The 25,527-nt window shown below is 42.2% G+C and carries 30 protein-coding genes; all 30 read left to right on the top strand.

The genetic code is table 11. The features are described from left to right. The first annotated feature begins 13 nt into the window (after window positions 1–13). A complete protein-coding gene (locus BUA14_RS25230) occupies window positions 14–541 on the top strand; it encodes a hypothetical protein (protein ID WP_072775118.1) in 528 nt (175 codons plus the stop codon). 200 nt (window positions 542–741) lie between these two features. Next, window positions 742–990 (top strand): hypothetical protein, encoded by a 249-nt coding sequence (locus tag BUA14_RS25225; RefSeq protein ID WP_072775117.1) that lies wholly within the window; start codon window positions 742–744, stop codon window positions 988–990. Window positions 991–1,014: 24 nt separating this feature from the next. Continuing rightward, window positions 1,015–1,341, top strand: a complete 327-nt coding sequence (locus tag BUA14_RS25220) for a MobC family plasmid mobilization relaxosome protein (RefSeq protein WP_072775116.1) — start codon at window positions 1,015–1,017, stop codon at window positions 1,339–1,341. A gap of 74 nt (window positions 1,342–1,415) precedes the next feature. Continuing rightward, on the top strand, window positions 1,416–4,304 hold the full coding sequence (locus tag BUA14_RS25215) for a relaxase/mobilization nuclease domain-containing protein (RefSeq protein ID WP_072775115.1): 2,889 nt from the start codon (window positions 1,416–1,418) through the stop codon (window positions 4,302–4,304). Window positions 4,305–4,429: 125 nt separating this feature from the next. Further along, complete coding sequence (locus BUA14_RS25210; RefSeq protein ID WP_072775114.1) at window positions 4,430–5,230, top strand: hypothetical protein; 801 nt, start codon at window positions 4,430–4,432, stop codon at window positions 5,228–5,230. A gap of 34 nt (window positions 5,231–5,264) precedes the next feature. Next, window positions 5,265–5,567 carry a hypothetical protein gene (locus BUA14_RS25205; protein ID WP_072775113.1) on the top strand — a complete coding sequence of 101 codons (303 nt, stop codon included), beginning with the start codon at window positions 5,265–5,267 and terminating at the stop codon, window positions 5,565–5,567. A gap of 443 nt (window positions 5,568–6,010) precedes the next feature. Next, window positions 6,011–6,775, top strand: a complete 765-nt coding sequence (locus tag BUA14_RS25200) for a 5' nucleotidase, NT5C type (protein ID WP_072775112.1) — start codon at window positions 6,011–6,013, stop codon at window positions 6,773–6,775. 288 nt (window positions 6,776–7,063) lie between these two features. Further along, window positions 7,064–7,747 (top strand): hypothetical protein, encoded by a 684-nt coding sequence (locus tag BUA14_RS25195; protein WP_072775111.1) that lies wholly within the window; start codon window positions 7,064–7,066, stop codon window positions 7,745–7,747. Window positions 7,748–7,766: 19 nt separating this feature from the next. Beyond that, complete coding sequence (locus tag BUA14_RS25190; protein ID WP_072775110.1) at window positions 7,767–9,740, top strand: VirD4-like conjugal transfer protein, CD1115 family; 1,974 nt, start codon at window positions 7,767–7,769, stop codon at window positions 9,738–9,740. A 23-nt stretch (window positions 9,741–9,763) separates the two neighbouring features. Beyond that, window positions 9,764–10,096 (top strand): hypothetical protein, encoded by a 333-nt coding sequence (locus tag BUA14_RS25185; RefSeq protein ID WP_072775109.1) that lies wholly within the window; start codon window positions 9,764–9,766, stop codon window positions 10,094–10,096. Between the two features lie 13 nt (window positions 10,097–10,109). Further along, on the top strand, window positions 10,110–10,370 hold the full coding sequence (locus BUA14_RS25180) for a DUF6133 family protein (protein ID WP_072775108.1): 261 nt from the start codon (window positions 10,110–10,112) through the stop codon (window positions 10,368–10,370). Between the two features lie 66 nt (window positions 10,371–10,436). Next, window positions 10,437–11,258, top strand: a complete 822-nt coding sequence (locus BUA14_RS25175) for a conjugal transfer protein TrbL family protein (protein ID WP_072775155.1) — start codon at window positions 10,437–10,439, stop codon at window positions 11,256–11,258. A 13-nt stretch (window positions 11,259–11,271) separates the two neighbouring features. Continuing rightward, window positions 11,272–11,478, top strand: a complete 207-nt coding sequence (locus BUA14_RS25170) for a mercury transporter (RefSeq protein ID WP_084078863.1) — start codon at window positions 11,272–11,274, stop codon at window positions 11,476–11,478. Window positions 11,479–11,488: 10 nt separating this feature from the next. Further along, complete coding sequence (locus tag BUA14_RS25165) at window positions 11,489–11,821, top strand: hypothetical protein (RefSeq protein WP_072775107.1); 333 nt, start codon at window positions 11,489–11,491, stop codon at window positions 11,819–11,821. Then, a complete protein-coding gene (locus BUA14_RS25160; RefSeq protein ID WP_084078861.1) occupies window positions 11,818–12,231 on the top strand; it encodes a prepilin peptidase in 414 nt (137 codons plus the stop codon). Before BUA14_RS25165 ends, BUA14_RS25160 begins: the two co-directional genes overlap by 4 nt. A gap of 24 nt (window positions 12,232–12,255) precedes the next feature. Beyond that, complete coding sequence (locus BUA14_RS25155) at window positions 12,256–12,777, top strand: hypothetical protein (RefSeq protein WP_072775106.1); 522 nt, start codon at window positions 12,256–12,258, stop codon at window positions 12,775–12,777. Window positions 12,778–12,804: 27 nt separating this feature from the next. Then, entirely contained in the window at window positions 12,805–13,347 is a 543-nt protein-coding gene (locus tag BUA14_RS25150; RefSeq protein WP_072775105.1) for a hypothetical protein, read from the top strand. 81 nt (window positions 13,348–13,428) lie between these two features. Further along, a complete protein-coding gene (locus BUA14_RS25145; protein ID WP_072775104.1) occupies window positions 13,429–13,758 on the top strand; it encodes a nucleotidyltransferase family protein in 330 nt (109 codons plus the stop codon). Then, on the top strand, window positions 13,748–14,122 hold the full coding sequence (locus BUA14_RS25140) for a HepT-like ribonuclease domain-containing protein (RefSeq protein WP_072775103.1): 375 nt from the start codon (window positions 13,748–13,750) through the stop codon (window positions 14,120–14,122). Before BUA14_RS25145 ends, BUA14_RS25140 begins: the two co-directional genes overlap by 11 nt. Before the next feature lie 223 nt (window positions 14,123–14,345). Then, window positions 14,346–15,026: a hypothetical protein gene (locus tag BUA14_RS27335; protein WP_084078859.1), complete on the top strand. Its 681-nt coding sequence runs from the start codon at window positions 14,346–14,348 to the stop codon at window positions 15,024–15,026. A 64-nt stretch (window positions 15,027–15,090) separates the two neighbouring features. Further along, the gene (locus BUA14_RS25130; RefSeq protein ID WP_072775101.1) at window positions 15,091–17,028 is read left to right on the top strand and encodes a DUF8195 domain-containing protein; all 1,938 of its coding nucleotides are present in this window, start codon (window positions 15,091–15,093) and stop codon (window positions 17,026–17,028) included. 13 nt (window positions 17,029–17,041) lie between these two features. Then, complete coding sequence (locus tag BUA14_RS25125) at window positions 17,042–17,587, top strand: TadE/TadG family type IV pilus assembly protein (protein WP_072775100.1); 546 nt, start codon at window positions 17,042–17,044, stop codon at window positions 17,585–17,587. 227 nt (window positions 17,588–17,814) lie between these two features. After that, window positions 17,815–18,714 (top strand): Flp pilus assembly protein CpaB, encoded by a 900-nt coding sequence (gene cpaB, locus BUA14_RS25115; RefSeq protein WP_072775099.1) that lies wholly within the window; start codon window positions 17,815–17,817, stop codon window positions 18,712–18,714. After that, window positions 18,707–19,447 (top strand): nucleotide-binding protein, encoded by a 741-nt coding sequence (locus BUA14_RS25110; RefSeq protein ID WP_072775098.1) that lies wholly within the window; start codon window positions 18,707–18,709, stop codon window positions 19,445–19,447. The genes cpaB and BUA14_RS25110 overlap by 8 nt, the downstream gene beginning before the upstream one ends. Further along, the gene (locus BUA14_RS25105; RefSeq protein WP_072775097.1) at window positions 19,440–20,864 is read left to right on the top strand and encodes a CpaF/VirB11 family protein; all 1,425 of its coding nucleotides are present in this window, start codon (window positions 19,440–19,442) and stop codon (window positions 20,862–20,864) included. The genes BUA14_RS25110 and BUA14_RS25105 overlap by 8 nt, the downstream gene beginning before the upstream one ends. After that, the gene (locus BUA14_RS25100) at window positions 20,827–21,702 is read left to right on the top strand and encodes a type II secretion system F family protein (protein ID WP_242954763.1); all 876 of its coding nucleotides are present in this window, start codon (window positions 20,827–20,829) and stop codon (window positions 21,700–21,702) included. The genes BUA14_RS25105 and BUA14_RS25100 overlap by 38 nt, the downstream gene beginning before the upstream one ends. A 9-nt stretch (window positions 21,703–21,711) precedes the next feature. Beyond that, on the top strand, window positions 21,712–22,584 hold the full coding sequence (locus BUA14_RS25095) for a hypothetical protein (RefSeq protein WP_072775151.1): 873 nt from the start codon (window positions 21,712–21,714) through the stop codon (window positions 22,582–22,584). Between the two features lie 16 nt (window positions 22,585–22,600). Then, window positions 22,601–22,999, top strand: coding sequence for a DUF4320 family protein (locus BUA14_RS25090; protein WP_072775095.1), 399 nt, complete (start codon window positions 22,601–22,603; stop codon window positions 22,997–22,999). A 758-nt stretch (window positions 23,000–23,757) separates the two neighbouring features. Then, window positions 23,758–24,438, top strand: a complete 681-nt coding sequence (locus tag BUA14_RS25085; RefSeq protein ID WP_072775094.1) for a hypothetical protein — start codon at window positions 23,758–23,760, stop codon at window positions 24,436–24,438. A 96-nt stretch (window positions 24,439–24,534) separates the two neighbouring features. After that, a complete protein-coding gene (locus BUA14_RS25080; RefSeq protein WP_072775093.1) occupies window positions 24,535–25,524 on the top strand; it encodes a tyrosine-type recombinase/integrase in 990 nt (329 codons plus the stop codon). Window positions 25,525–25,527 lie beyond the last annotated feature (3 nt).

Here is a 25,527-nt window from a genome sequence, read left to right as displayed (position 1 = left end):
AAGGTGGATTTTGATGGAAATTGGTTTATTTACACAAGAAGAACTGACTAAACAGTGCCATGAAAAGGAGTGGTTAAGGCAATTTAGAGTGCTTAATGACCCTTACCTGCCTGACGGAGATTCTCCCGAAGAATATAAGCAGATAACAGAATCTCTCGGGCTTAAAGATCCTTTTACAAAAGATTACGTTTTCACCGAATGCAAATCGGCTGAACAATTTCTTAAAGAGATCCGGGAGGACAATTGGCCGATAGACCAAGGAGCAGTATTCAACAGTTTAGCATTTATCCATCGGGTGAACATTCTAGATGAGTGTGCAGCATTCAAAAAGCTTTCCGATGGTTCGATTGTAAATATCGGCAGTCTTTTGGCAGAAAAGCTTGAATCAGGAAAGGATTGGGGAGAGCGAAAGCTTCCAGAGGTCATTGAGGAGTTAGACGCGGTAAAAACAAGGGAGGAGTTAGGTATCTTCATGAAAACGGAATACGGTGCCGAGCAGATTCAAGATGAAATTCAAGATGAATGGGATCACGAGCTGTAGGGCATTTCTTTTTCAATATCCCCCGCCCCAGATTTCGTCATAAGTCCCGGCAAGCTTCCTATTTGGGTGCCCATGGCACCCAAATAGCTTGTTGGGAGTCCCTCCCAAACCCTCCTTGGGGACTGCGTCCCCAAACCCCTCTGCTGGGGTAAGTCACCTAAGAGCGGATACTGAAAGAAAAATGGAAAGGAGTCCGGTATATGTCAAATACAGATAGCTGGTTCAAAGTTTCCGATTTCCTTTACTCAGGGATATCGCAGAAGATAAAATTTTATCAAGATTTCCCCCGATTTGCCACGCCTAAAAATATGGAGGATTTGAAAGAGGCTATCAAAATCTACTCAGAACAATGTGTTGTTTCCAGCAAGTTTCTCAGAGATGATTATCAGAATCTTTGTCAGAGCTTGCAGCAGGAACCGGTGGAAGATGAGTACGACTTAGAAATTTAACGCTTAAGGAAAAGGAGGGATTCCGTGAGAGCCAATCCTGAGCGCATCGTGATTCGAACCACGGCCGAGCGAAAAAACGCCATCAAAGATAAAGCGAAGAAGCTAAACATGACTGTAGCAGAATACATGCTGACGATGGAGGAAAAAGGAATTATCTATGTAGTAGAGGATGTACCCAACCTGCTCCGCCAGCTTGGCGGTATGGGGAACAACCTGAACCAGCTTACCCACTTATGTCATATGGGGAGAATTAAAGAACCGGAAATACTTAAGCAGCTGGAAGCCAATATGAAGGGGGTGAAAAAGATATTGCGATCCTTGAGTTTATTAATCGCGAGAACAAAGAAATAAGAAGCCTGAAGAAGGCGATTGATTACATTACCAATCCTGAGAAAATCAAAACCAATGACTATGATACAGAAAAGATGGCTATTGAACGGGTTCTTAGAGATGAAAAATCCGACACATCTAAATTGGTACTGGATTATATTATGAATCCTGAAAAAGCGGAGCTTGTTACCGGGATCAACTGCACACCCGAGACAGCCTTCGAAGAAATGTTAATGATTAAAACGGCCTACAATAAAACAGACGGCAGGCAATTTATTCACTTCGTTCAATCGTTTCATCCGGAGGAAAAGGTAACGCCGGAGCAAGTACATGAAATTGGTGTTCGACTAGCCAAGGAGTTTGAGCGCTTTTCGGGCTTTCAAATGGTTGTGTCAACGCATCTGGATCAGGATCACCTTCATAATCATTTTGTGATGAATACCGTGAATATGGAACATGGCCTGAAATGGCAACAAAGTCCGGCACAGATGCAGATGGCTAAAAATTTTTCCGACCAACTTTGCATAGAGTATGGCCTCAGCACGATTGAACATAAAGGGAAAAACAGAGAATCATCCGGTGAATATCGGGCAAAGCAAAAAGGGCTAAGCTGGAAACATGAGTTGCGTTTAGCGGTGGATGCATGCATGAGAAATTCCGTCAGTCGTGATGACTTCGTGAACAATATGAGGAAGCTGGGTTATGAGACGAAGTGGACAGACACAAGGAAGGATATTACCTTCTTCAGAGAACAAGGTAAACCATGCCGCCTTGACAACTTGAATAAGGAGTGGACTAAAGAAGTTCTGGAAGAAACTTTTAAATTCAATCAGGAGCTTAAAGCTCCTGAAGACATGGCCGGTGAGATCAAAAAATTAGGGCTTGCCACCCAAATAGCAAAAGCAGGAGCTGCAGCGCAAGAAGCAGAGCAGCAAATTGATGAGAAGAACGACACCAACGAATCGAATAAAAGCTGGGAAGATAAACTACGCCAAGCTATTAATACTTGCATGGAAAATTCGGTTGGCCGAGCTGACTTCATAGTAAATATGAGGAAATTAGGCTATGAGGTGAACTGGAGAGATACACGGAAAGACATAACATTCATAACACCAGAGGGCCGAAAGCGTCGTAATAGCACGTTGGATCAGAATCTCACCAAGGAAGCCCTTACAGATGCATTTAAGATTAACAAGGAGCATAAGGACAGGGAGGTCATGGCCGCCGAAATTGGAAAGATGGAACTGAGGGATGAAGGCAGCAAGGCTGAGCTCAATAAAGAAGAGGTTCCTATCGAGGAAGGTAGTTGCGAGCCAGAGCCGGTTGAGGTTGGGGATTCGGATATACACGTTCAGGCTCATCCAGAAAGCAGTCATAGTGATAATGCATACAAGGAATACCGTATTGATTGGAGTGCTCGTTACAAGGAGGCACGAACATACCTTTACGGTAAAAATGAAATTAAGCAGGATTTTGGCAAGGCACATCAATTATTCACGGAAGAAGCACTTACTGGCAATGCCTTAGCCATGCATGACCTGGGCCGGATGCATGCAGATGGGCTTGGAGTAGAAATTGATCTTGCGCAGGCTCAAGTATGGTACGAGAAAGCCTTCACCGCGTTTAACGCCGTGGAGGGTGAGGAAAGTAGGCCTTATATAAAGACCTATGCTCAGTACCGCATAGGTAAAATGTATGCTACAGGATTGGGAACCCTTCAGGACTATTCTGCAGCGGCAAGTTGGTTAGAGAAAGCCGTTGAAGAAAATCATAAATATGCTCAATATACGTTAGCCGGTTTGTATTATCGCGGTCAGGGAGTTGACCAGAATTATGGATCAGCGTTCGAGTTGTACCGCCAATCTGCTATCCAGGGTAATTCTTATGCGGATTATGAGCTTGCAAAAATGTTACGGGACGGGATCGGGACTGAAAAAGATACAGGTAAAGCTGACGAGCATTTCCGACGTGCCTTTGCGAGCTTTTCCGCAATGGAAAAAGATAGCCGTGACGATAAGCTACAATATCGGCTAGGGCAAATGCTTTATACAGGAACTGGCACGGATAAGAACATACCCGGAGCCATTAATTACTTAGAAAAATCAGCGAATACTGGTAATGTCAATGCACAATATTTACTCGCAAAAATTTACTTGGAAACAGAGAATGCTCAGCCTGATAAAATTCGTAAAGCGTTAATGCTATTGGAGAAAGCTGCACACGGCGGCAATGCTCAAGCCCAGTATGCTTTCGGTAAAATACTCATTGAAGGGAAACATGTGGAAAAAGATATTACCAGAGCATTGGCACTACTGAACTCATCGGCCGAGCAGAAGAATCAATTTGCAGCATATGCTCTGGGCAAGATGCATTTAGATGGGACTGAAATACCCAAAAATATAGTTATAGCGATTAAATGGTTAACGACCTCAGCTGATCTTGGAAATTCTTTTGCACAGTATAGTTTGGCTAAGCTTTATCTTGATGGCCAAGACGTGACCAAGGATATTCAGACAGGTTTACGCTATTTGATTGCTTCGGCCGAACAGAAAAACCAGTTCGCACAATACCGGTTGGGAAAGCTCTATATCGAGGGTGATGATGTTCCTAAGAATGTTCAAGTTGGCTTACAGCTTCTCAATGAGTCGGCAGAACAAGGAAACCAATTTGCGCAGTTCAAACTAGGCATCGTGTATCTATCCGGAAAAGATGTCCCACGTGATAAGGAGCTGGCAAGAAACTATTTCACCCTATCGGCAGAGCAAGGCAATGAATTAGCCCAGGTGTTTTTAAAGGAAATGGATTCTATTAATATCCCATATCTCATGCAGCTAATGTCTTCATTGACTAGCGGGAATCATCATCAAAATACATCCAAGTATCCTTTGTCACGACTTGAAGGACATGCTCTGAAGGAGAAGATTCTTGAACTCAAACTTGGTAGTAACATGAAGTGGGATAAGGGTCAAGGATACGATAGATAAAAAGAAGAAGCGTCAGAGGTAGGGTATTCGGATAGCTGGATACCCTTACTAAAGATTAGTTCATTTTAGAACGTTCAATCCAATCATTAACCCGGCTTGGGATATAGGGCGGAAAGGAGTATATCGTGAATATCGTTACCCGGCTTATCAGAGCATACCAGGCTCACCGTGATTACGAACGATACGAGCAAATGATGTGGAGGGATGCCATAGAACAGAAACGCTTGCCCGATACCGACCTGCTCAGCAGAGGAAAAAGAAGTAGTTTTTTGAGGGGCATACTTAGCCCGCAAGAATATAAGGCCTACTCAATCGGGAGACTGATCCAAGGTACTTTATGGGGAACCAATGAGCATTATGAAGACAACATACTTTTAGATTGTATTAAATCTTTGAAAACATTGGCTGCAAGTGAAGACCTCATTCTTCACATGGATACATTTATTGAAGAAATGTATAGATTGCAATCACAGATCGAGATCATTTTATCGTATACAAAGGACTATGATGATCGTAAGCAGTGCATGAAGCTAGTTTACCAATGCAGGGAGATATATTCATCTGTCGAAAAAAAGGCATCTAACATCAGATGGTCCATTTTTGATCGAACTAATACACTACTTGAGAATAAATGTCCATATGATGACGTACTTACTGCTGTGCAAGATTTCGAAGAATTATTACAGCTCAAAGATTTGAATCTTGGCACGCACAAAGGCAAACTACGAGACTATCTCAGCCCGAGTCAGGAAATATATATTATTCGTGATTTCTGCTTTCAAGTAACTTCTTTTCAAGAAGCAGTGAAATTGTTAAATGATTTTATCCTACCACTTCGGACAGATGAGGTACAACTTTTCAGTAGAGTAGAACTGATTTTTTTGCAGAGGATACTGACTAGTATCCGTGAGTTGCAATGCCTATGATCTGGATGTGATACGGCTTAGAGGAGTGGATTATATGTTTGATGGGTATATAATCAAAAGAAAACCTGAAGGAAAGAAAAATCTATTTGTTTATCTTTCTAGGGATGACGGAAATGAATACGGGTATGGGTGGGGAAAGATACTTGAGTTTAAAGATATTTACCATCAAGTCGATCAGGCAATGGCCGAATTGCGAAGACTTCATAGTATACCGCAATGTAAGGAAGATGTAGAAAATGAAAATATTTATATTGCCCAATTGGAGATAACATGTAGGGAAAGAGAAGATAAGTCTATATTGACACACAAAAATGGAAATGATTATTGGGTTTCATAGTGCTATTCTCAAATCGAACTTGAATGATCGGTGTATGGGAGTTAAGTAATGAGGCCATAAGGGTTTCTCCCAAAGTTGATTGAGATAAAGCAAGGAGGTGATTTGCTTGTCCGAAGAAAGAAAGGTGACGCTTAATCGTGCTGAAGTAGAAGCAACTGGGCTTCCTTATTTTTTTGGCGGGAAAAGGTTCCCGATGGCCTGATAACAAAAACTCAGGCAAAACTTATCAAAAAGCCTATCTCAGAAAGTGCGCTTCCAGTAGCTTATTTTCTTTCTCGAATGAATAAGGGATATATCCCCCTTTATTTATGCCCCGGTGAAAAGTTAAGGGATTGTAATGAGATTCGCTGGGAAAGAACGTGTGAGCGTTTAAGAGCAAATAAATCATAGGACCTATTTCAATTCGAAAAAGCACCACTTACCGTTTACTGGAGGTTAAGTCAATGTCGGTACACATTGAAAAGCAGCGCTTATTTGTTGATATGGACGGCACTCTTGCTGAATTTAAGCATGTCGATACCTTGGAAACCCTTTATGAGAGGGGTTATTTTTTTAACCTTAAACCTATGGACAATGTCGTAGATGCTATAAAACATATGATCAAGAATAATCCTGAGATTGATGTCAATATCTTGTCAGCTTATTTGGCCGGTAACCCCTATGCCATAACGGAAAAAAATCAATGGCTGGATCAGTATTTACCGGAAGTTGATGCAGCCCATCGTGTTTTCTCTCCCTGTGGATGTGACAAAAAAGACTTTATCCCTGGAGGCATAAGGGAAACGGATTGTCTCTTGGATGATTACACTCACAACCTGAGGTTATGGCAGCCACCGGCCAGGGGAATAAAACTCCTTAATGGGATCAATCATACCCGGGGAACTTGGGAGCATGATCGTATTCGGTACGATAAGAAGCCGGCTGAGATTGCATCAGACATTGTGAGAATCATGAAAACAACAGAGATGATTCGCGATGAGAAACCAAACGATCCCAAAACCATAGAGGATTATGAAAAACTGGGGATATACAATGTGGACCAACTCATGGAGATCCGCTGGGGCCTGGAGGATGGTTTTGACGTAAGCTCTTATGCTAATCCGGAATACAATGCAAGACAGATGGAGAGCCGAAGATTGGCTCTATTATCGGGAAATCCAATTCAGCATGATGAGGAAATTGAACCCGAATGGGATTATGAACGTTAAGAACTATCGGGGGGTAAAAGATGAAATACAAGATAAAGTCTAGAAGGGTCCAAAGGTGCCGAGTCTGTGGTTGCACTTGGCGTCATGGTTGCCCAGGGGGATGCTATTGGATAGAGCCGGATTTGTGCAGCCAGTGTGTTATATGAGGAACCAAGAGATGATTCGAGGTGAAAGACCAAATGATCCTGAAAAAAGAGCAAGAGATGAACCCAACCCAATAGATGAATGGGAGATGGAGGTTTAATCTATTGGTAGATGTTCATCATTAAGAAGAAAGGAGGTTTGCTGATGAATTATGATGAGTTAAAAGAGGATTTTACTCAAGCTTGGTATGATGAACTTTTTAGGAGGCTCCGGAAAGAAGGGTATAGTGTCAAGCTGGTCAACGACAATGATATCTATGCCAATATCTATTGGGAAGAAGCATTGGTTTGCCAGATTGATCAGAATAAGGATTTGAGCGGTGACTGGAGTGGTAAAATCGTTAAGAAAATTGCTGAAGAAACCGCAGAGTATGTATTTACTCATAGAACTTCATCCCCTATAAAGTGCAGCATTTCGGGCAGACGGCTGAGGGGCTTTCGGAAGCTTTTGGCTTTTAACGATCAGGTTCTAGCAGCGAGGTCAATACATGGATCAGGTTATCAATTTGCAACAGGGTATCGCACAATTTTAACGATGAATTATTACATTCTAGACAAAAGATTCAGCGACTATGTAAAAGCATGCGAAGATTTTGCGCTGAGGGCCGGATTAATCGATCAAGATAGGATCTTCAGCGAATCAGAAATGCTAGTCATTCGCTCTGGTTTAACCCAGCTTATAAGCATGACTCCATCTCAGGTAACGTTCGAGGAGTTAAAAGCCATTGGAAGCGTTTTGAACAAGATTAGTTTTTGTCTTGTTCCTAAGGAAAAACAGTTTAATAGTTTAAATTCAAATGATCATGAATTCGATCAACTCGAATTATAAAAAGGGGGGGAGGGCTATTTTGAACATAAGGAGAAGGTTGGCTGTAGGTGGAGTTGCCATTGTTTTGGGGTGGTTTGTCAGCGTGTATTTTTCAACCGTAGTTCACTTACTTCTAAGTACAAAGTTTACGGCATTCGAATTTCCAAGTTTCAAGGAATGCATTCAAAGTCTTCTATCGGAAAGAGCGCACCTGATGCTTTTTTTATGTTTTGAAGGGTTTTGGCTGCTTTTTGTGGCATCGCTACTCCTAAGCTATAACAAGCCTTATCAAAGCCGCATGATGCAGGTCACGCCAGCCATAGAAACTCCTGTTCCGGCCGGGCAAAAGCAGCACGGTTCGGCGCGTTGGATGACAGACCGGGAAAAAGACAGTTACTTTAATCGTCACATATTAAGGTCTCAGGATAATCTGATAAAAAGTCTTATGTCATTAGGTCTGGACGATCTTAGTAACCAGCCTAAAGATATTGTTTTTGATCAAACTTACTTCTCTAAAGGTGGAGTTGCCCTGGGAATAGAACGTAAAGTTGGTTTTAGAAATTTTACAGAAAAAATTCGTTTTGTAGGGGAAGACACACACACTCAATGCATTGGAGCTACTCGGTCGGGGAAGACCCGCACAGTCATTTTAGAATCAATTGGCTTAACCGGGCTTGCCGGTGAAAGTATGGTATGTTCCGATCCTAAAGGTGAACTTTACCAGTATACAGCTCCATTCTTAAGACGTTTGGGTTATGAGGTTTACACTATTGACTTCAAAAATCCATTGAAAAGTAATCAGTATAATTTTTTGCAGACAATCATCGAGGCAGTGGATAGAGACGATCTTGCTGCAGCGGTGGATTCAGTGTGGGATCTAACCGCGAATTTAGTAGGCGAACCCAAGGGGGAACGGATTTGGAACGATGGTGAGGCTTCTACCATAGCTGCCGCGATTATGTCGGTAGTCTATGACAATAAAAGTGAGAAGAACCAGAAGTATCGCAATCTAACCAATGTGAATTCTTTTATCGGTGAAATGACCAAGACAATTAATAATAAGTTGCCACTGACGGAGTATGTCAGTCGCCTGCCGGATAATCATCCGGCCAAAGGGTTGATCGCTATTTCGGAAATTGCCCCATCCCGGACCCGTGGCAGCTTTTACACAGCTGCATTAAGTACGCTGCGGCTTTTTGCCAATAACCCTTCAATTCACGCTATGACTTCTGGCCATGAGTTGGACACGAGGGCAATAGGAGTAAAGAAGACGGCTGTATTTATCATTCTTCCGGATGAAAAAACAACGTATTATCCTCTGGCCAGTTTATTGGTGAGCCAGCTCTATGAGCAATTGGTGAAGGTCGCCGATGAAAGAGGGGGGAGGTTAAAACGCAGGGTCAACTTCTTTCTTGAGGAGTTTGGGAACTTTGTTAAAATCCCAGCGTTTGATAATAAACTTACCGTGGGAGGTGGCAGAGGAATTCGTTTTCATTTATTTTTGCAATCTTTTGCTCAGTTAGAAGAAAAATATGGTAGGGAGGTAGCTAGAACAATAAGAGGGAATTGTGAGACCTGGATTTACTTGCAGGCCGATGATGGTGAGACACGAAAGGAGATATCTGAAAAACTGGGTAACTATACTGTATCGTCATATTCACTTAGCTCTTCCCAAGGGAAATATTCATCTCCCTCAAATTCGGAAAGCATGAGTCTGATGAGCCGGGCCTTATTAACTTCGGATGAAGTGGGAAGGATAACACGTCCTTACAGTTTGATAACATCCAGAAGTTTTCCGGCGATCATGTATGCTCCGGATTTAGCCCAGACATCCTTTAATGCTATGTTTGGGCTGGGAGATATGGACCATAATACCTGGGTCAGAGAAATGCGGGAGAAAAACAGGCCGCAGCGTATTACCAGTGCTAAGGATATCGAGTTATGGGGAATTTGGAAGCAATATCAATATGCTTGTGCCCATTCGGCTCCACAGAGTACGAATGGGTTTATTTAATTGAAGGGAGGTGAAAAACGCAGATGAAAAGTAAAAAAAAGATCCTCGTTCTGACAGTCATGTTAATGGCTGTTTTTTTATTGGTTTTAGTTCCTGGTGCATTGGCTGAAGACATTCAAAGTAGCAAAATTTTCACCGGCTCCATGAAATTTCTGGAGGATGTAGGTAAAGCGTTGATGATTCTTGGTCCAGTAGCCGGTGTACCTATTGTAGCCTACTTTTGGTTTCGACGCGGGGCGGCTGATGAGATGGATCAGAAGACTTGGAATAAACGCATTATAGTGGCTTTGATATCCATCGTTGGTGTAGAACTTACGTCCGTTCTGATTAACGTTTTTTTGTATTATTACGCATGAGGAGGAAAATTGCATGAAAAAAATAATGGACAAGGTAAATGAGGGAACGATAAGGCTCTATATTCAAGGAAGAATGGGAAAAGAAAAACTGATCGCTGTGTTATCTGACCAACGGGGGGCTGGAGAATCCGACAGTACTTCGGCGGCTGTAAAAATTCTCACTTCCGTGGTGTTGGGTGGATTAGTTCTTGCTGGTCTATATGCACTATTTAGCGGGACCGTCTTACCTAATCTCAAGTCAAGGATTGAAAGCATGTTTAACTACGGTGGATAAAAGCATCTTTTGGCTTGCAGGGGGATGAAATTCCCTGCAAGCCAGGAGAGGGGGGAGGGTCTTGCTTTGGAAGCTCTTTTAATGGTGTTGATTGAGGCTTTATTATCAGGCTTTTTAGAATATATGGATTTACTTCTGATAAATCTAATACCTACAGCTTTTTATGCAGAAAATGTTTTGGATAGCATGTTGGGTTTCAATGTGTTGTCAGAACTCTATGAAATTCTATTCATGTTTGGGATATCTCTCATCATTCTGAAGTTTGTGCAAAAAGGGTTTAACACCTATGTTTTATGGATTGACGGAGATGCGGATACTGATCCGATTGTAATTCTCACCTATTTTATTAAAGCGTTAGTGGTAGCTATTTCCTTTCCTACTCTTTATGGCTGGTTAGCTACGATTATGCAAAGTTTGACAGATAATCTTTTAGACGCGTTCAACCAGGGTCTTCTGGTCGATTTTAAACTGATAGTGGAATCCATTATGGCGGCAGGGCTTCTGACAGCTATTATGGGCCTGATTTACTTCGGCAGTCTTCTTTATTTCTATATCAAATTCTTAAAAACGTCATTAGAAATATTGATTTTGAAGCTGGGTGTCCCTATAGCCTGTGTGGGGTTAATTGATTCGGACCAAGGAGTTTTTAAGACATATATACAAAAATTCTTTCAAGCTATAATTACTGTTATGCTCCAGATTGTTTTACTGAAACTCAGTTTTATCCTTATTGTGACTGGTCATCTCATCTGGGCTATAGTAGCTATGATGATGGCTCATAGTACGCCGAGATTTTTGCAAGAGTTTGTTATTCCTAGCGGGCCGGGGGGAAATGTGATGGGTAAGGCTTATTATGCTACACAGATGATACGGATTTTCAAAAGGTAGGGAGGTCTATTGAGTGGAGATCGATGATTTGACGGTAGCCGTTATAGTCCTTATCCGAGCAGGCGTTATTATGAGGATTGCCTTTTGTTTTTTTCGCATGATGGGTAACGAAGAAGATGGGCCGATGTACAGAAAAAGAGCCATTAATGCGGCTATCTTTTATATCATTGCCGAGTCGGTCTGGCAGCTGAGAGATATTGTTTTTTACTACTTTAAATAGGAGGTAATTTATGGAGAAGGAGAATGCTAAAAGCACACTCTACATCCCTGTGGGGATTAAAAGTAAGCCGGAATACTTTGACGGCTTCGGCAAAGATGAGCGGAAACAGGCTGGCCTCATCAGCCTGGTAGGGGGAGTGGTGGATATTGTGTTTTTTCTGGTCACGGGGAATATTTCGGTAAGCATTGTGTCCATGATGGTGATTGCTGCAGGGAGCGTGATGATGACGATCAAAGATAGGACGAATCTATCGGCTGTGGATCAAATGAAAAATATGCTCCATTACGCAAAGTCACAGAAGGAATATCCTTATGTGGCCTTAGATGAGTGGAGATTCAAATGATGGAAATGATGGATACCCTTGTTGTTCTTAAAGGAGGGCTTTTCTTTTTGGTATTACTTTACGCTGCAGTTCATGACGCGAGGACGAAGATTATTCCGGATAAGGTTCATGTCCTGCTTATTCTTATCAGTCTTTTGGGATGGACCTGGGATTCCTTGTGGGGGCTTATACTTGTACCGCTGCCTTTTCTCATAGTCGCGGTTGCCGTTAAGGATTCCTTGGGTGGTGGGGATGTGAAACTCATGGCCGGAATAGGCAGTGTTTTGGGTGTGATAGGGGGATTAAGCGCAGGAATCCTAGGGTTAAGCGTTGCTATTTTAGTCAATTTGTTAAAGGGTAAACGAAGAGAATCCTTTGCCCTTGGTCCCTATTTGGCTGCAGGGGCAATGATAATGTTTGTATTTGCATAGCATGGATAGAGAATGAGGTTGCTTATGGAAGTGTTTATCTATGTGCTTATTTTTCTTGCGACGTTTGTGGCAGCTTCTCTTTTTAATTGGACCATCCTAACAATAGCTGAGCATTATTATGACTGGAAAGAGAAAAGAAAAGAAGTTTTGAAGCGTTCTGAGCCTTCTGTGATTCCCGAACTTTCTGAGCTAAAAACCCCTAAGTTCTTAAAAATTAATGAGAATTGTGTTATTGATGAAAATCTATTTGACCGTTTTCAGTTATCTCGTATTAGGCAAGGCTTAAATCAGGGTTTGGATGTTTCTCTCTATGCGAATCCGAAATTTTCATTGGAGCAAATGTTGCAGATTCAGCAAGGTTTAATACATGGAATAGACGTGAGTATTTATGCCAAGCCGGAATATGATGAATTGCAGATGGAGCAGATTTTATCAGGTTTAGTTGCAGGTGAAGACATTTCCGATTATGCCGATCCAAGCTATTCGGCAACAGAGATGGCTTTAATTCGCTATAAGGAGAATATGTCATATTGTCATAATAAGTAAAGAAATGCTACACTGGGGGTGTAAAAGATGTTGGATTGGATTGGAGAGTTTTGGATGGATTATGGCAGCATGATTATAGCCATTTCTGCGGCGATTACTTTGCTAGGAGCAGTGTTTACTTTATTTAAAAACAATAGTATTTCAACAAAAGCGGTCGATCGTACAGACCAGGCAGAAAGGGTATTGTTGGCAGAGAATAAAACACTGTCGGCAGAACATAAGACACTTGCTGCAGAACAAAAAATTCTGCTTGAGAGGACCGCGGATAATAAGGCAGCTCTCGGTGAGGTGCAAAAAGTCGTTACTGCAATCGACAAACGAGCTGAGATGGAAAAGGAGATTCGGGAAACAAGAGAGCGTCTACTGGACCCTCAGCAGTTTGCAGTGAAGGAGGCCGTGGATAAAATCTATGCTATGTCTGAGAACTGGCAAAGGCTGATTACGGAAAATGCCGGGCTCCGGGAGCAGGTTGTCGAGCTTCGCCACATAAACGGGCAATTACGTGAACAAATCCAAAATCTTGAGATTCAGCAGGACGAAACACAATCTACAGAAGAGTGGGAACGCTGAGAATGAATATGAAGAAATAACGTTCACCATGGGAAATGTTCAATAATCTGTGGTATACTATTTCCATAGAATGGGTTTTGAATGAAGACTGTAGAAAGGGTGATCGTTGTGTTAACACAATGCTATACGATTGATGAAATCAAGGCCGTTGTCTCAGATGTTGCCAAACAGTATGGAGTGGAACGGGTTGTCCTTTTTGGGTCTTATGCAAGGGGAGAAGCTGAGCCCGGTAGCGACATTGATTTGAGGATTGATAGAGGACGGATTGAAGATTACTTTGAATTAGCTGGATTGAGGCTTGAGTTAGAAGAGAAATTAAATGCTAAAGTTGATTTATTAACCACTGGTTCTTTAAGTGATAGTTTTCTGCAAAGGATTCGCGGAGAGGAGGTTCTACTTTATGAGCAGTGACAAAAGAAATATAGATATTTTGAGGCATATTATTCAGTATTGCGATGAAGTAGACGAAACGCATATACATTTCTCCAGGTCATTTCAGACATTTAAATCTAATGTGGCTTATAAAAATGCAATTGCCTTATGTGTTCTTCAGATTGGAGAATTATCAGGTCGCTTATCGGATGATTTCAGGCAAGCCTATGATGGTGCCCCGTGGAAAAGCATTAAAGGATTGAGAAATATTGTTGCTCACCAATATGGACAAATTGATGTTGACGTTCTATGGAATACCTCAACGAAGAGGATTCAAGAATTAAAAGATTATTGTGTCAGTATCATTGAAAAACAGTATGTTATTAGAACAACCTGCAAATGAACTCGAAGAAGATTAGGAAATATAAGCTAACTAATTAAAATACTTGGGAAGACAGTCAGGCGGGGCTGTCTTTTTTCTATCGTGATACTGAAAACAAAATCTTAATTATGAAGGATTTTCTCTCAATATCTTATCAATGCTCTCTATTGCTTGACATTTCATGGTATAATGGGGTATAATAGTATTGAGGGAATAGACTTTGCTATCAAAGGAGGTCTAGCCAATGAAACGGACAAAAGTTATTTTAGGTAGTGTGGCCATGGTTCTTTGTATTGCCTTGGGGTTGGGAATCTATTCTTTGAACAGCCCTGACAAGAATTTGAGTTTAGATGATACAAGCAAAGATGCGGTTACAGTTCCTGTTGAATCTGGAGCATCAAACGATAAGTCTGCAGATAAATATACAGAGTACCTTAATAGTTTAGTAAAGGCACAAAAGGATGAATACAAAACTGTTGATGGGAAAGAAGTAGAGTTGGTCAATGAGCCGACTCCTGAGCCTGAAATAGAGTATGCGCCACGATATGAGTCCAGGGAAGAAGCAGCCAAGAATCCTCCACCTATGCCGACTGAAGAGCAATTGAAGGAAGCAGAAAACAACGGCGGTTATATCATCGATAATAGTGGAAACAGCAGCAATACGGGCAATGGTGGAAGCTCTAACAATAATAATGATAACAGCTCAAATACTGGCGGTAATAATGGTAATAATGGTAATAATGGTAATAATGGTAATAATGGTAATAATGGTAATAATGGCAACGGTGGGAATGATGGCGGTAGCAACTTAGTTCCTCCTGAGCAGAATCCGTTCCTACAGCCTGGAGCAGCAGCAACGAATGTGAAAGATGTTAAAATAGAAGATATTAGTGATCATATCCCTGGAACAGGAGATAAATTTTAAAAACTATATTTTGAGAGACAGTCTGATAAGGGCTGTCTCTATTTTTATGTAAAGGAGGCTTGTAATGAGACGGTTATCAATGTTATTTGCCTTGCTGAGCTTATGCTTGTTTATCCCCTCAGTAGTTTTAGCTGATGATAATGCCGAGGGCGGGGAGGGAGGGGTTGGTGGTTCTGAAGAAGGCTATGCCCATTACAATTCTGGTGAGTATATGTATAAGGTCTCTATTTATGTGGGTTTGTCTGACCAAGTAAAAACCTCTGATTCAACCTTGTCAAGATTTAAAATGATCGGCAATGCTCCGATCTATGTTAGGCCAAGTCATTTCACTCCCCCAGTTAGCGGAATAATGTACGGAAATGGCAGTAAAATAGATTATCAAAATGGATTGGCACTTGCTCCAACATCTTCGCCACATAGAATAGCTCATAATCCACCAGCACCACCGGTTGTCAGTGGAGGCAATATAAACGCAGTTAAAGACTATTTTGGTGATACCGAAACTCTTAATGCGTTCATAGATGCCTTCGCCGACCAAAAAGGCACTACCCGGGAAGGTCTAGTCTCTGGCCTCCAATTCACTATCCAAGGCGAAACAGTCACCGGCTCCCCTGATCGTATTCTTCCGGTCAAAGATGGTAACGGCAATTACAAAAACGAAGTGCCCTGGTTGGTGGTCTATGAACCGGTCATTATCGCTTACCTTAAGGACGGCACAACTAAATTGGCCTTTACTGCCACGGAATATGCCCTAGCTCAAAAGCTGGGGTATTTTAATTTTGGCGGCGGAACAGATGGGCAAATGATTACCGCTATGACTCACCGGGGCTTGCCTAATTCCATCACCTTGGAATACAGCTGGTTTGGTTTTCCGGTCACACCGCCTTTGGCCGAGGGAGTGAATTGGGCTAATGAACGGATCATCATGGGGGGAGGTTGGGGGATGCGTTTTCTTTCCGCTAATGCTACCGGACAGCCAGAATCCCCGCCCACCAGCTATGATAAGGAATACCGAACAAATACGGATGTTATTACCTCAGTAGAGGTTCGTGCCTTTGACCGCATAACTCCAAATACTAGGGCTTATGTTCATTTCACTACGAGCACTGGCCAAAGTGGCACTCATCCTTTGGTCATTCCGGCGGGAGGATCTCAGCTGGCCTGGTTTAAGTGGAGGACACCCAGTACACCGCAGAATGTCACGATTTCTATATCCATTTCGGGAAACAGCTCGGCACGAATCGCCGGCAGCTCATCGGCGACGATTCAGGCTAATGTGGTGGAACTGGAGGAGAAGACACCTCCAGATACTCAGCTTTTTGATCTGAATCCGGAAGGAGAAGCCCGCACACCGGATTGGTGGAGGCCGATGAATCCTCCGTTAAGAAATGAGCGAAAGGCTGCAACATGGGGTGAGTGGAATTGCTATTGGGTCCCTAATTGGGTCTTCTTCGCTACAGAAGATGGGGGCGGTTTCTGGGTGGATCTGGGTGATTGGGAATATGAATGGCTGACATATTCGGCTGAGCTGGATGTTACGTTAGATATTTTGCCCAACAAACGATGCCCGACGGCTAAAGCCTATTTTGATAAGTGGCAAATGCCGGCCGGATACGGTATCGACTTGGAGCTGAGGGCCATTAGTTACTACACAGGAAATTCCAACATGGTAACAGGAGCCCAAAATGCCATGATGTATTTCCCGGAATTTGACTACACCCAATACAATCGGGTGTTGGATTTAAAGATAAGCGGCTTTAATGCGGAGTTTTGGTTTAAGGTCAATCCGGACAGCCACTATGCAGACCGGGTCCATTACACGCCTATTTGGTTCCCGAAAAATATGGATAACTACGAGCCGCAAGTTGTTATCCTGGATATGTGGACCCCGGCCGGGATGCTGACAGCTGCCCAATCCAACACGATTGTGTTGAAAGGTGCAGCGATTAACGACTGGCATATTAAACCAGCCGACCCGGCTGATATGTTGAAGCGACGTTAGGAGGGGGGAGCTTTTGTCGAAGTTGAGAACGCTGATTAGAGATAAACGGGGACTAAGTTATCCTTTGGTCGCTGCCATAGTGTTGTCGCTCATGATGCTGATGATGGTAGGCTATGAATACATGCGGATACAGATTATAGCTTCCGGAGTGCGCAATGCGGTTCAAGCAGCAACATTGACTGTAGCTAATGATAATGCTGAGATGGCTTATGGTGGTATAAAAAACGGTTATTCAGGCGGGTATGCGCGTTCAGATACAGTATGGTTACCTAGTCTTAATACGGGAGATATCTACGCAGAAATAGACCGGATTCTTGGTACAAAACCGCAGGGAGGGCACCATGTCAAAATAGCTGATGACTGGAAGGAATTTGAAGTCTACGGGCTGATGGTCGATGTGGTGAACGCTCCATTTACTCCGGAGCACACTGAGAGGGACAAGACTCTTTTTATTATGTCACGGATTACCCTAGAAGTCCCGGTCTTGTTTATGGGAAATCAAGTGGATGTAATGATGACTGATTTAGTGGTTTCGTCAGATTATATGGCCAAATTTTAAAGGGAGATGGTTGAACGTGAATTCTGTGAAGGAGGATGTTGAAAAGAAAAATAGAATGAGATGTTGCCCGGTATGTCAAAGCCGGGCAATTGGTCTTATTAGCAAAAATCGGTCATATTGCGCGGATTGTTGTGTTGAGCTCACTGATAAGGAAGGAACAATAAAAATTTATGCCTTAAATCGAGAAGGGACACTGATGCAGAAGATTTATAAGGGGGAACTGTGTGATGTTTAAGATATTTAAAAAGAAAGACAAAGAGGTTGTAAAGGTGCAAAAGGAGCCATCATCGGGGAGGGAAAAGGCGAAGTTCAAGTCGGAGCAAGAATCGAAACCAAAGGGCAAGTTGGAGCTGAACCTGGATCAGTTCAAGAACCGGACGGCTATAGGGATTGCATGTATTGCCCTTGCCTTTATGATCGTTTTTGGGCTGTCGCCTCTGATCAACAAAGCAGCTACGGCTCAGACGACGATTGTCAGGATCAGCAAGGATATTGAAGCAGGGGAAAGAATTACTGCCGATAAACTTGAGAAGGTGACGGTAGGAGGATATAATCTTCCGGACAATGTCATCAAAAGCACTGAGGAAGTGTTAGGGCAGTACGCGACAATGGGCTTAAAAAAAGGCGATTATATCCTCAGCTCCAAGGTCTCTTCAGACTCTTTTTTCAATAGCCCTTATTTGTATAACCTTCCTGAAGGTAAAGTGGCGATTTCGGTATCCCTCAAAAGTCAGGCCAATGGGCTTTCCGGAAAGTTGCAAAACGGAGATATCATTTCCATCATTGCCTTGGATGGACAGGGTGCAGAAAAAAAGGCCCTGCAGCTGCCTGAGCTAACCTATGTCGAGGTTTTGGCAGCGGTAACGAAAAAGGGGATAGATAATACCCAAAAGGATCAGTCGGATTCCAAGGAGCAAGATGAAATTGCCACGGCTATTTTATCTGTAAATCCTACCCAAGCGTTGAAGTTGGCTGAGTACGAAGAGAATGGCAAGTTGCATATGACTCTGGTATGCCGGGGAAATGAGGAACTGAAGAGTCAGTTGTTGGAAACTCAAGAAAAGTATTTCGAACAGACTCTAAAGGCTAATGATGATGGAGTGCAGGAGGGAGACGATCATGAATAATCAGTTGATTGCTGTATGGGGTAGTCCTGGCAGCGGAAAAACCACGATCAGTGCTAAGCTGGCGAGATGGTTGGCCGGTAAACAGAAAACTGTGGTATTAGTTCTTTGCGATCTTTTATGCCCGAGTCTTCCCGTGCTTTTACCGAAGGTCGATCCTAAGGAGAAGTCTTTAGGGGCTTTGTTGAGTAATCCAGATTTGGATCAGGGTGCCTTGCTTGCTCATTTAACCCTGCCCCAGGGGGATTATTTAGGAGTGGTAGGCTATAAGAAAGGAGAAAACTTCATCACCTATCCCCAATACCTGATGGAACAGGCTTTGGATCTGTTGGTTTTGTTACGGCACCGGGTAGATTATGTTATTGTGGATTGTTCCAGTGATCTAACCGATGATAATTTATCCGTTGCCGCCTTGCGTAATGCGGACCAAGTACTCCGATGCGGGACAGCCGATTTAAAGGGACTGTCCTTTTTTGATGCTCAATTGCCGGTGATGGCCATGGATCATACCTATGGAGTAGATAAGCATCTCAAAGCGATATCCGCATACAAGCCATTTTCTCCGAAAGCTGAGGTTGCGGAAGCCTATGGTGGGGTAGACTTTCAGTTTCCCTATGCAGCGGAACTTGAACATCAATTTTGGGGCGGTGAGTTGCTTGAACCCGTGAAAAGCAAGGAAGGAAAGCTGTTTATGGAAGGAATTAAAAAGCTGGCGAAGGAGGTATTTGATGAGTAGTCCGTTTAAACGTACCAGTAATATCAGGGATTATAAGTTGGTTTTAGATGAAGTCCAGGAGTACATGTCCACCAGGTATGCCTCGGCCTTTGAAGGAGACAGTGTTCGAAAAGCGGCTCAGATTAAGCTCTATATTAAGCAATACTTGGAGGAGAAGAATCTTGGGGTTCAGGATCTGACCACAATGCAATTGGTGGATAAGATCTATTCCGAGATGAAAGAGGCTTCCTTTTTGACGGAATACCTTGATTCTAAAGAGACCGAAGAGATCAATATGAACGCCTGGGACGATATTAAAGTTACCAAGTGGGATGGAGATATCCATACTCTCGATGAGCATTTCAATTCACCTCAACATGCCTTAGATGTTATTAAGCGTTTATTAAGGCCATCAGGCGCGATTTTAGATGATGAGTCCCCTATGGTAAGAGGCCATTTACGCAACAATATACGGATTACGGCTTATGCTCCTCCGGTTATCGACGCTAAAGCAGGGGTGGCGGCATCCATTCGTATTATCAATCCGCAACACTTAAGCAAAGACGATTTTGTCAGGAAAGGTACAGCAGAGCCTTTGATGTTGGAACAGCTAATTTTATTCCTTCGCTATGGTATCAGCATTTGCATTTCTGGCTCAGTTGGCTGTGGAAAAACAACCACACTATCCTTGCTCTTGGAAGCAGTACGGCGGCATAAACGTATTTTTACCATCGAGGTAGAGAACCGGGAATTCGATTTGGTTGAGAAAGATGAGCATGGCAAAACTATAACCAATGTAGTGCATACGGTTACTCGGCGCAGTGATGATCCAAAGCGGGTTATCGATGTGGAAAAACTTTTGGAGTATGCCCTCACAAGCAACCCGGATATTGTTTGTATCGGAGAGATGAAAAGCTCAGAGGCTTATGGTGCCCAGGAAGCGGCAAACACGGGAACTGCCGTCCTTACGACGACTCATGCTAATTCCTGTGAAGCGACTTATCCAAGAATAAGAACTCTATGCAAGAAGAAGTATGATCTTAAAGACGAAACTCTTGATGGAATGATTGCTGAAGGATTTCCGATTGTGGCCTTCCAAAAACAATTGGAAGACAAGTCCCGGAAAATTATGGAGATTACCGAATGCGAGGTTCTTCGCAATGGAGAAAAAAAATTGCATACTTTATGGCGCTTCAATGTGGAAGAGAACCTTATTGAGGATGGAAAAACGGTCATTAAAGGGGATTTTGAAAAAGCCGAAACCATCTCTGAGAAAATGCAAAAACGCCTGATCCAAAATGGAATGACTCAATCAATGCTTAATCAATTTTTCTTGGGAGGAGGAACGCCTTATGATACTGTCCTTAATAGCATTTCTAGCGTTGGTGGTGGGGAGCTTTTTGCTCCTAAAATTGTCGCTGGGGGAAATGGCCGCTGATATCATTCAGAAGCTGCAGACCGAAAAGAAGACGCTTAGAGGGATGGTTGAAGCTGCAGAAGGAAAGCGGAAGCGCGGGGTTAGGAAACTTATTAACGAAACCTGGGATATTCTTGTGGTTACACAGAAGACGAATATGTTTTCAATTTTAACTCTGTTGGCTGTCATCTTTTTCTTCGCAGGAATACTGATCGGGCTGATGACCAAGAACTATTTTCTCATCCCGATCCTCTCCTGCGGATTTTTCTTGTTGCCTTTCTGGTATGTGATCTTTACAGCCAATGCTTACAAAAAACAGCTTAATGGAGAACTTGAAACAGGACTGTCGATCATAACGACTTCTTATGTCCGGTCAAATGACTTCATCAGAGCCGTTGAGGAAAATATAAACATCTTGAATCCTCCCCTGGTTGATCCCTTTAGAGCTTTCCTCAATGAAAACAAATTAATTACCTCTAATGTTAAACTGGCATTAGAGCGCCTACGCGAAAAAATTGACAATGAGGTCTTTAAGGAATGGGTCGATCAGGTGATCGCTTGTCAGCAAGATAAAAGTCTTAAGTTTACCCTTTATCCCATCGTAGAAAAATTATCGGATATAAGGACTGTGGGCTTGGATCTGGAGTATCTCATATACGGTCCGATAAAGGATTTTGTCTCCATGACAGCATTGGTCTTGGGCAGCGTTCCTTTGCTTTTTTTTCTTAATAAAAGCTGGTACAACAATATTATGCATACCAGTATTGGGAAAGCGACCTTGGCGGGGGTTGTCCTGGTCATATTTTGGGCTTTGGCCGGCATGGTACGTTCGTCCAGGCCGATTGAGTACAAAAGGTAGGTGATTGAATTGATAAATGTCATTGTCGTTTTTGCCGGTATGGTCTCGGCCGGTATTTACTTTTTGCTGTCGGCTCAATTGGAGATTCCCAGTCATTCAGCAACAAAGGCCATATTAAGCTATAAAAAGCAAGGGGTTAAGAAACCTAAAGCGACTGAAGTTATTATTTGGCAGTTGGTTGCTCATCTATCCACCAGGATTAAAATTAATGAGTATCGGCAACGCCAGCTTAAGGGTTCCCTCAAATCGGCTGGGATTCCTCTGACTCCGGAAGCGTATTTGGCTCAGGCACTTGTTAAAGCTGGGATATGCCTTTTAGGCATCATCCCAGCTTTAGTGGTATTTCCTCCCCTTGCTTTGGGTTTTGTGGTTCTCGCGATTGTTCTTTACTTTAACGAAATTGGCAGAGTGGAACGTCTATTAAAATTAAAAAGAGAACGAATTGATAGTGAATTACCACGATTCGTTCTCAATATTGAACAAGAGCTGAAAGCTTCCCGGGATGTGATTGCTATACTGGATAAACATAGAAAAAAGGCAGGCAAGGGATTAGCTGAAGAGTTAAAGATTGCTGTCGCCGATATGAAAACCGGGAATCCGGAGGAAGCATTAACCAGGCTTGACGCTCGGGTAGGGAGTCCTATGCTCTCTGAGGTCATTCGCGGACTGATTGGTGTACTCCGGGGGGATGATAATATTATGTATTTTCAACGTCTGGCCCATGATTTTAAACACATTGAATTTCAGCATTTGAAGATGGCGGCTCAGAAGCGGCCGGGTCAGATGCGGAAATATTCATTTGCTTTACTGGGGTGCTTTATCACAATCTTTGTGGTGGCCATCGGCATGCATTTGTTCACTACTCTGGGAAACTTTTTCTAGTATAGGAGAATGTAATATGAAGGTATTACGAGATAAACGAGGGGAAGGTTATTTGGATACGGCCATTCAAGTTTTAGCATCCTGCATTGTTTTGGCATTAGCTCTGGCCGTATATCCTGTAGTCATTGGCAAATTTGAGCTGAATCGATTTGCCGATGATTTGAAACGGCAAGTGGAAATTACCGGACAAACAGGGAGCAAAATGGAAGCGGAAATACAATCCCTTAAAGAGGATACCAAATTGAATCCAAACGTACACATTGATGCCAACACTATCGATGGGAGCCGAATTCAATTTGGGGACGAGTTTACAATAACTTTAACTCATGATTTTGATATTGGGTTCGGTCCCTTTGGCTCATGGCCGATAACGTTGCCAGCCAGGGCGACCGGCAAAAGTGAGGTGTATTGGTAATTCTCAAGCCCTTTAATGTCTCTTTAGTCCAAGTAAATTTATAAAATTGAGTTTCCCGAATTTTTCTCAACTCGTTCCAATTTCCGTAGACCATAAATGCGGAGAGGCCGATTACAAAGCGTGAAACCTTACCTTGATCTGCTTTCTCTACAATAAAGCCTTTCTTTATCAAGAATTTTTGTTTCAGCTCATCAAATAACCATGTCGTGGTATGGAATGTTGTACCAGGAGGGAATTTCTCAGCAGCATTCACGGCTCCGTTGGTAAAATCCCGTAGAAAGTATTTAGCTATCTCGTCTCTATCTCCCTTGCATTTTCTCCCCATACGAGCAAAAGAGATAGGTCGCATGCAGAATGTAAGCTCCCCTTTTATCTTTTCTAGGTTAAATAGCTGTGAGGCACGATATGTTGGGAAGTAGAGACCAATTAGAACAGCAAAAAATGAAATTGAAAGAGCAATTCCCCAATAAACTATTTGTAAAAATTGAGGAGGGATTACTTTAAAGAGATAAGAAATAAGAAGAGGTAAAAAAAGATAGTATACTAGACTGATAAAGGCTACGATCAACAAACTGATCCTTCGTGAAAAATATGGCCGTGACATTTTTAGCAAATTCAACACACTCCTTTAGTTTCTTATAGTCTATCACAAAATTTCTGTGTTTTATTACCAAATTTGCTTTAGTTATACTATAAAAGCAATAAGCTGATATATAATAGAATGATGTAGTAAAAGTATAGAGAGGTGAAAACTTAAGATGAACCCCATTTTATCCATATGGATTCTTTTACTGACCGTACTCATCGCAGGGGCGGTCTTTTTTGTGCTTAATAAAAAGGAGAAGCAACAACGTAAAGCGGAGACTCAAGATCAAGTAACGGCTCAAGAATTTACTAACGTCAAAGACGTTCGGGACAAATATCTGTATACACGTGACCACTTTATTTTTCAATATCTAAAAATCGATCCGGTCAGCATTGATCTCCTCAGTCAGCGGGAAAAAGAATCCCTGACACGAAGGCTCACTGCTGAGCTGTCTGGAGATCAGGAGACAATCAAACTAATTGCAGTGTCCCGTCCGGTAGATATCTCTCCTCTAATCAACGAATACACTGATTTATTAGGTTCAACTACAAATCAAAAACAAAAAGAATTGCTCCGCAAGGAGATTTCATCACTTTCTAATTATGCTTTATCCGGAGAAGTGATTGAACGGCAGTTCTATTTACCCATCTGGCAAAAGTATGAGCCGGATTGCGAACAAGATATTTCCCGAAGAGTCAACAGTCTCAAGACAGCCTTTGAAACTTGTAAAGTACCTTGTTCAATCCTTAGGGAAAAGGATATTGTGCGGTTATGCAATTTAGTTAATAATCCGGCGCATGTTCACATTGAAGACAGCAATGTTGAGCCGGTAGTCCCTATACTTACTGGGTAAAATCGTTTAGTACCTTTTTTCAGTCAAAAAAATAGCATTATGCTTTCCTATACCCGAAATACGATTATAATTTTGGGCATAGGAGGTTGATGTATTATGCAAAAGTATTTAGAGTCTTATATTTATCACATTTCAATCGAACGTAATTTATCAAAGGGAACTATAGGAAATTATAAAAAAGAGATCGAAGCTTTTATGGAATTTTTTAAGTCAAAATGGCCGGAACAAGACATAGTATATCTTTGCGAACATGAGGAAGTGATTAAAAAATACCTCTATAAGTTAGTGGAAGTTAACAAGAATAAGGCCAGAACGGTTAATAGGAAGACAACAATTTTAAGGGGCTTTTTTAATCATCTGATTATCTCGAAGGAATTTCCGGAAATTAAATCTACACCAATGCTCAATATAAAGGGACAGAAGGTAGAAAAGACGATACCGATATTTTTATCTGCAGAACAATGTGAGCAGTTTCTTTATGGGATCAAGTTTTTCAGTAGGTACGCTACAAGAGATTACGCGATATTTCAGGTTTTTCTTAGCACAGGAGCAAGGCTCACAGAAATAGCCAAATTAGAGCTGAATCAAGTAAACCTCCACGCGGGGATAATAAAGCTATACGGGAAAGGGCGCAAAGAGAGACTGGTTGCGCTGACAGAGAGTGCTGCGGAGGCTCTAAAACTGTATCTATCTTGTGGAGATAATAAAGACCCCGCTAAAAAGGGCAGGGTTCCTAAATTGGGTACAAATATTGTATTTTTAAATAAGTATGGAAAGCCTTTTGATGAAACCGGGAAAGGGATGTATATGCTGTTAATCGACCTTGCGAAAAGAAGTGGGATTTATAAGAAAGGATTGAGCCCACATAAGCTAAGGCACACATTCGCAACGCTGCTCTTGAGTAATGGGTGCAATATTGTCGAATTACAAAAATTACTTGGCCACACTTCTCTAAATTCAACGGAAATCTATACTCATATTTTAGATGAAGATATGCTCAATAGGGTAAGGAGTACACATCCGTTGAATAAAAAATATATCAATGATGACTTCGTAAGTAAAATTAAAAATGGAAAAAATAAATAGCTT

The sequence above is a fragment of the Desulfitobacterium chlororespirans DSM 11544 genome (assembly GCF_900143285.1).
Taxonomy (GTDB): Bacteria; Bacillota; Desulfitobacteriia; order Desulfitobacteriales; family Desulfitobacteriaceae; genus Desulfitobacterium; species Desulfitobacterium chlororespirans.
This window is presented reverse-complemented; position numbering and strand designations above follow the sequence as displayed.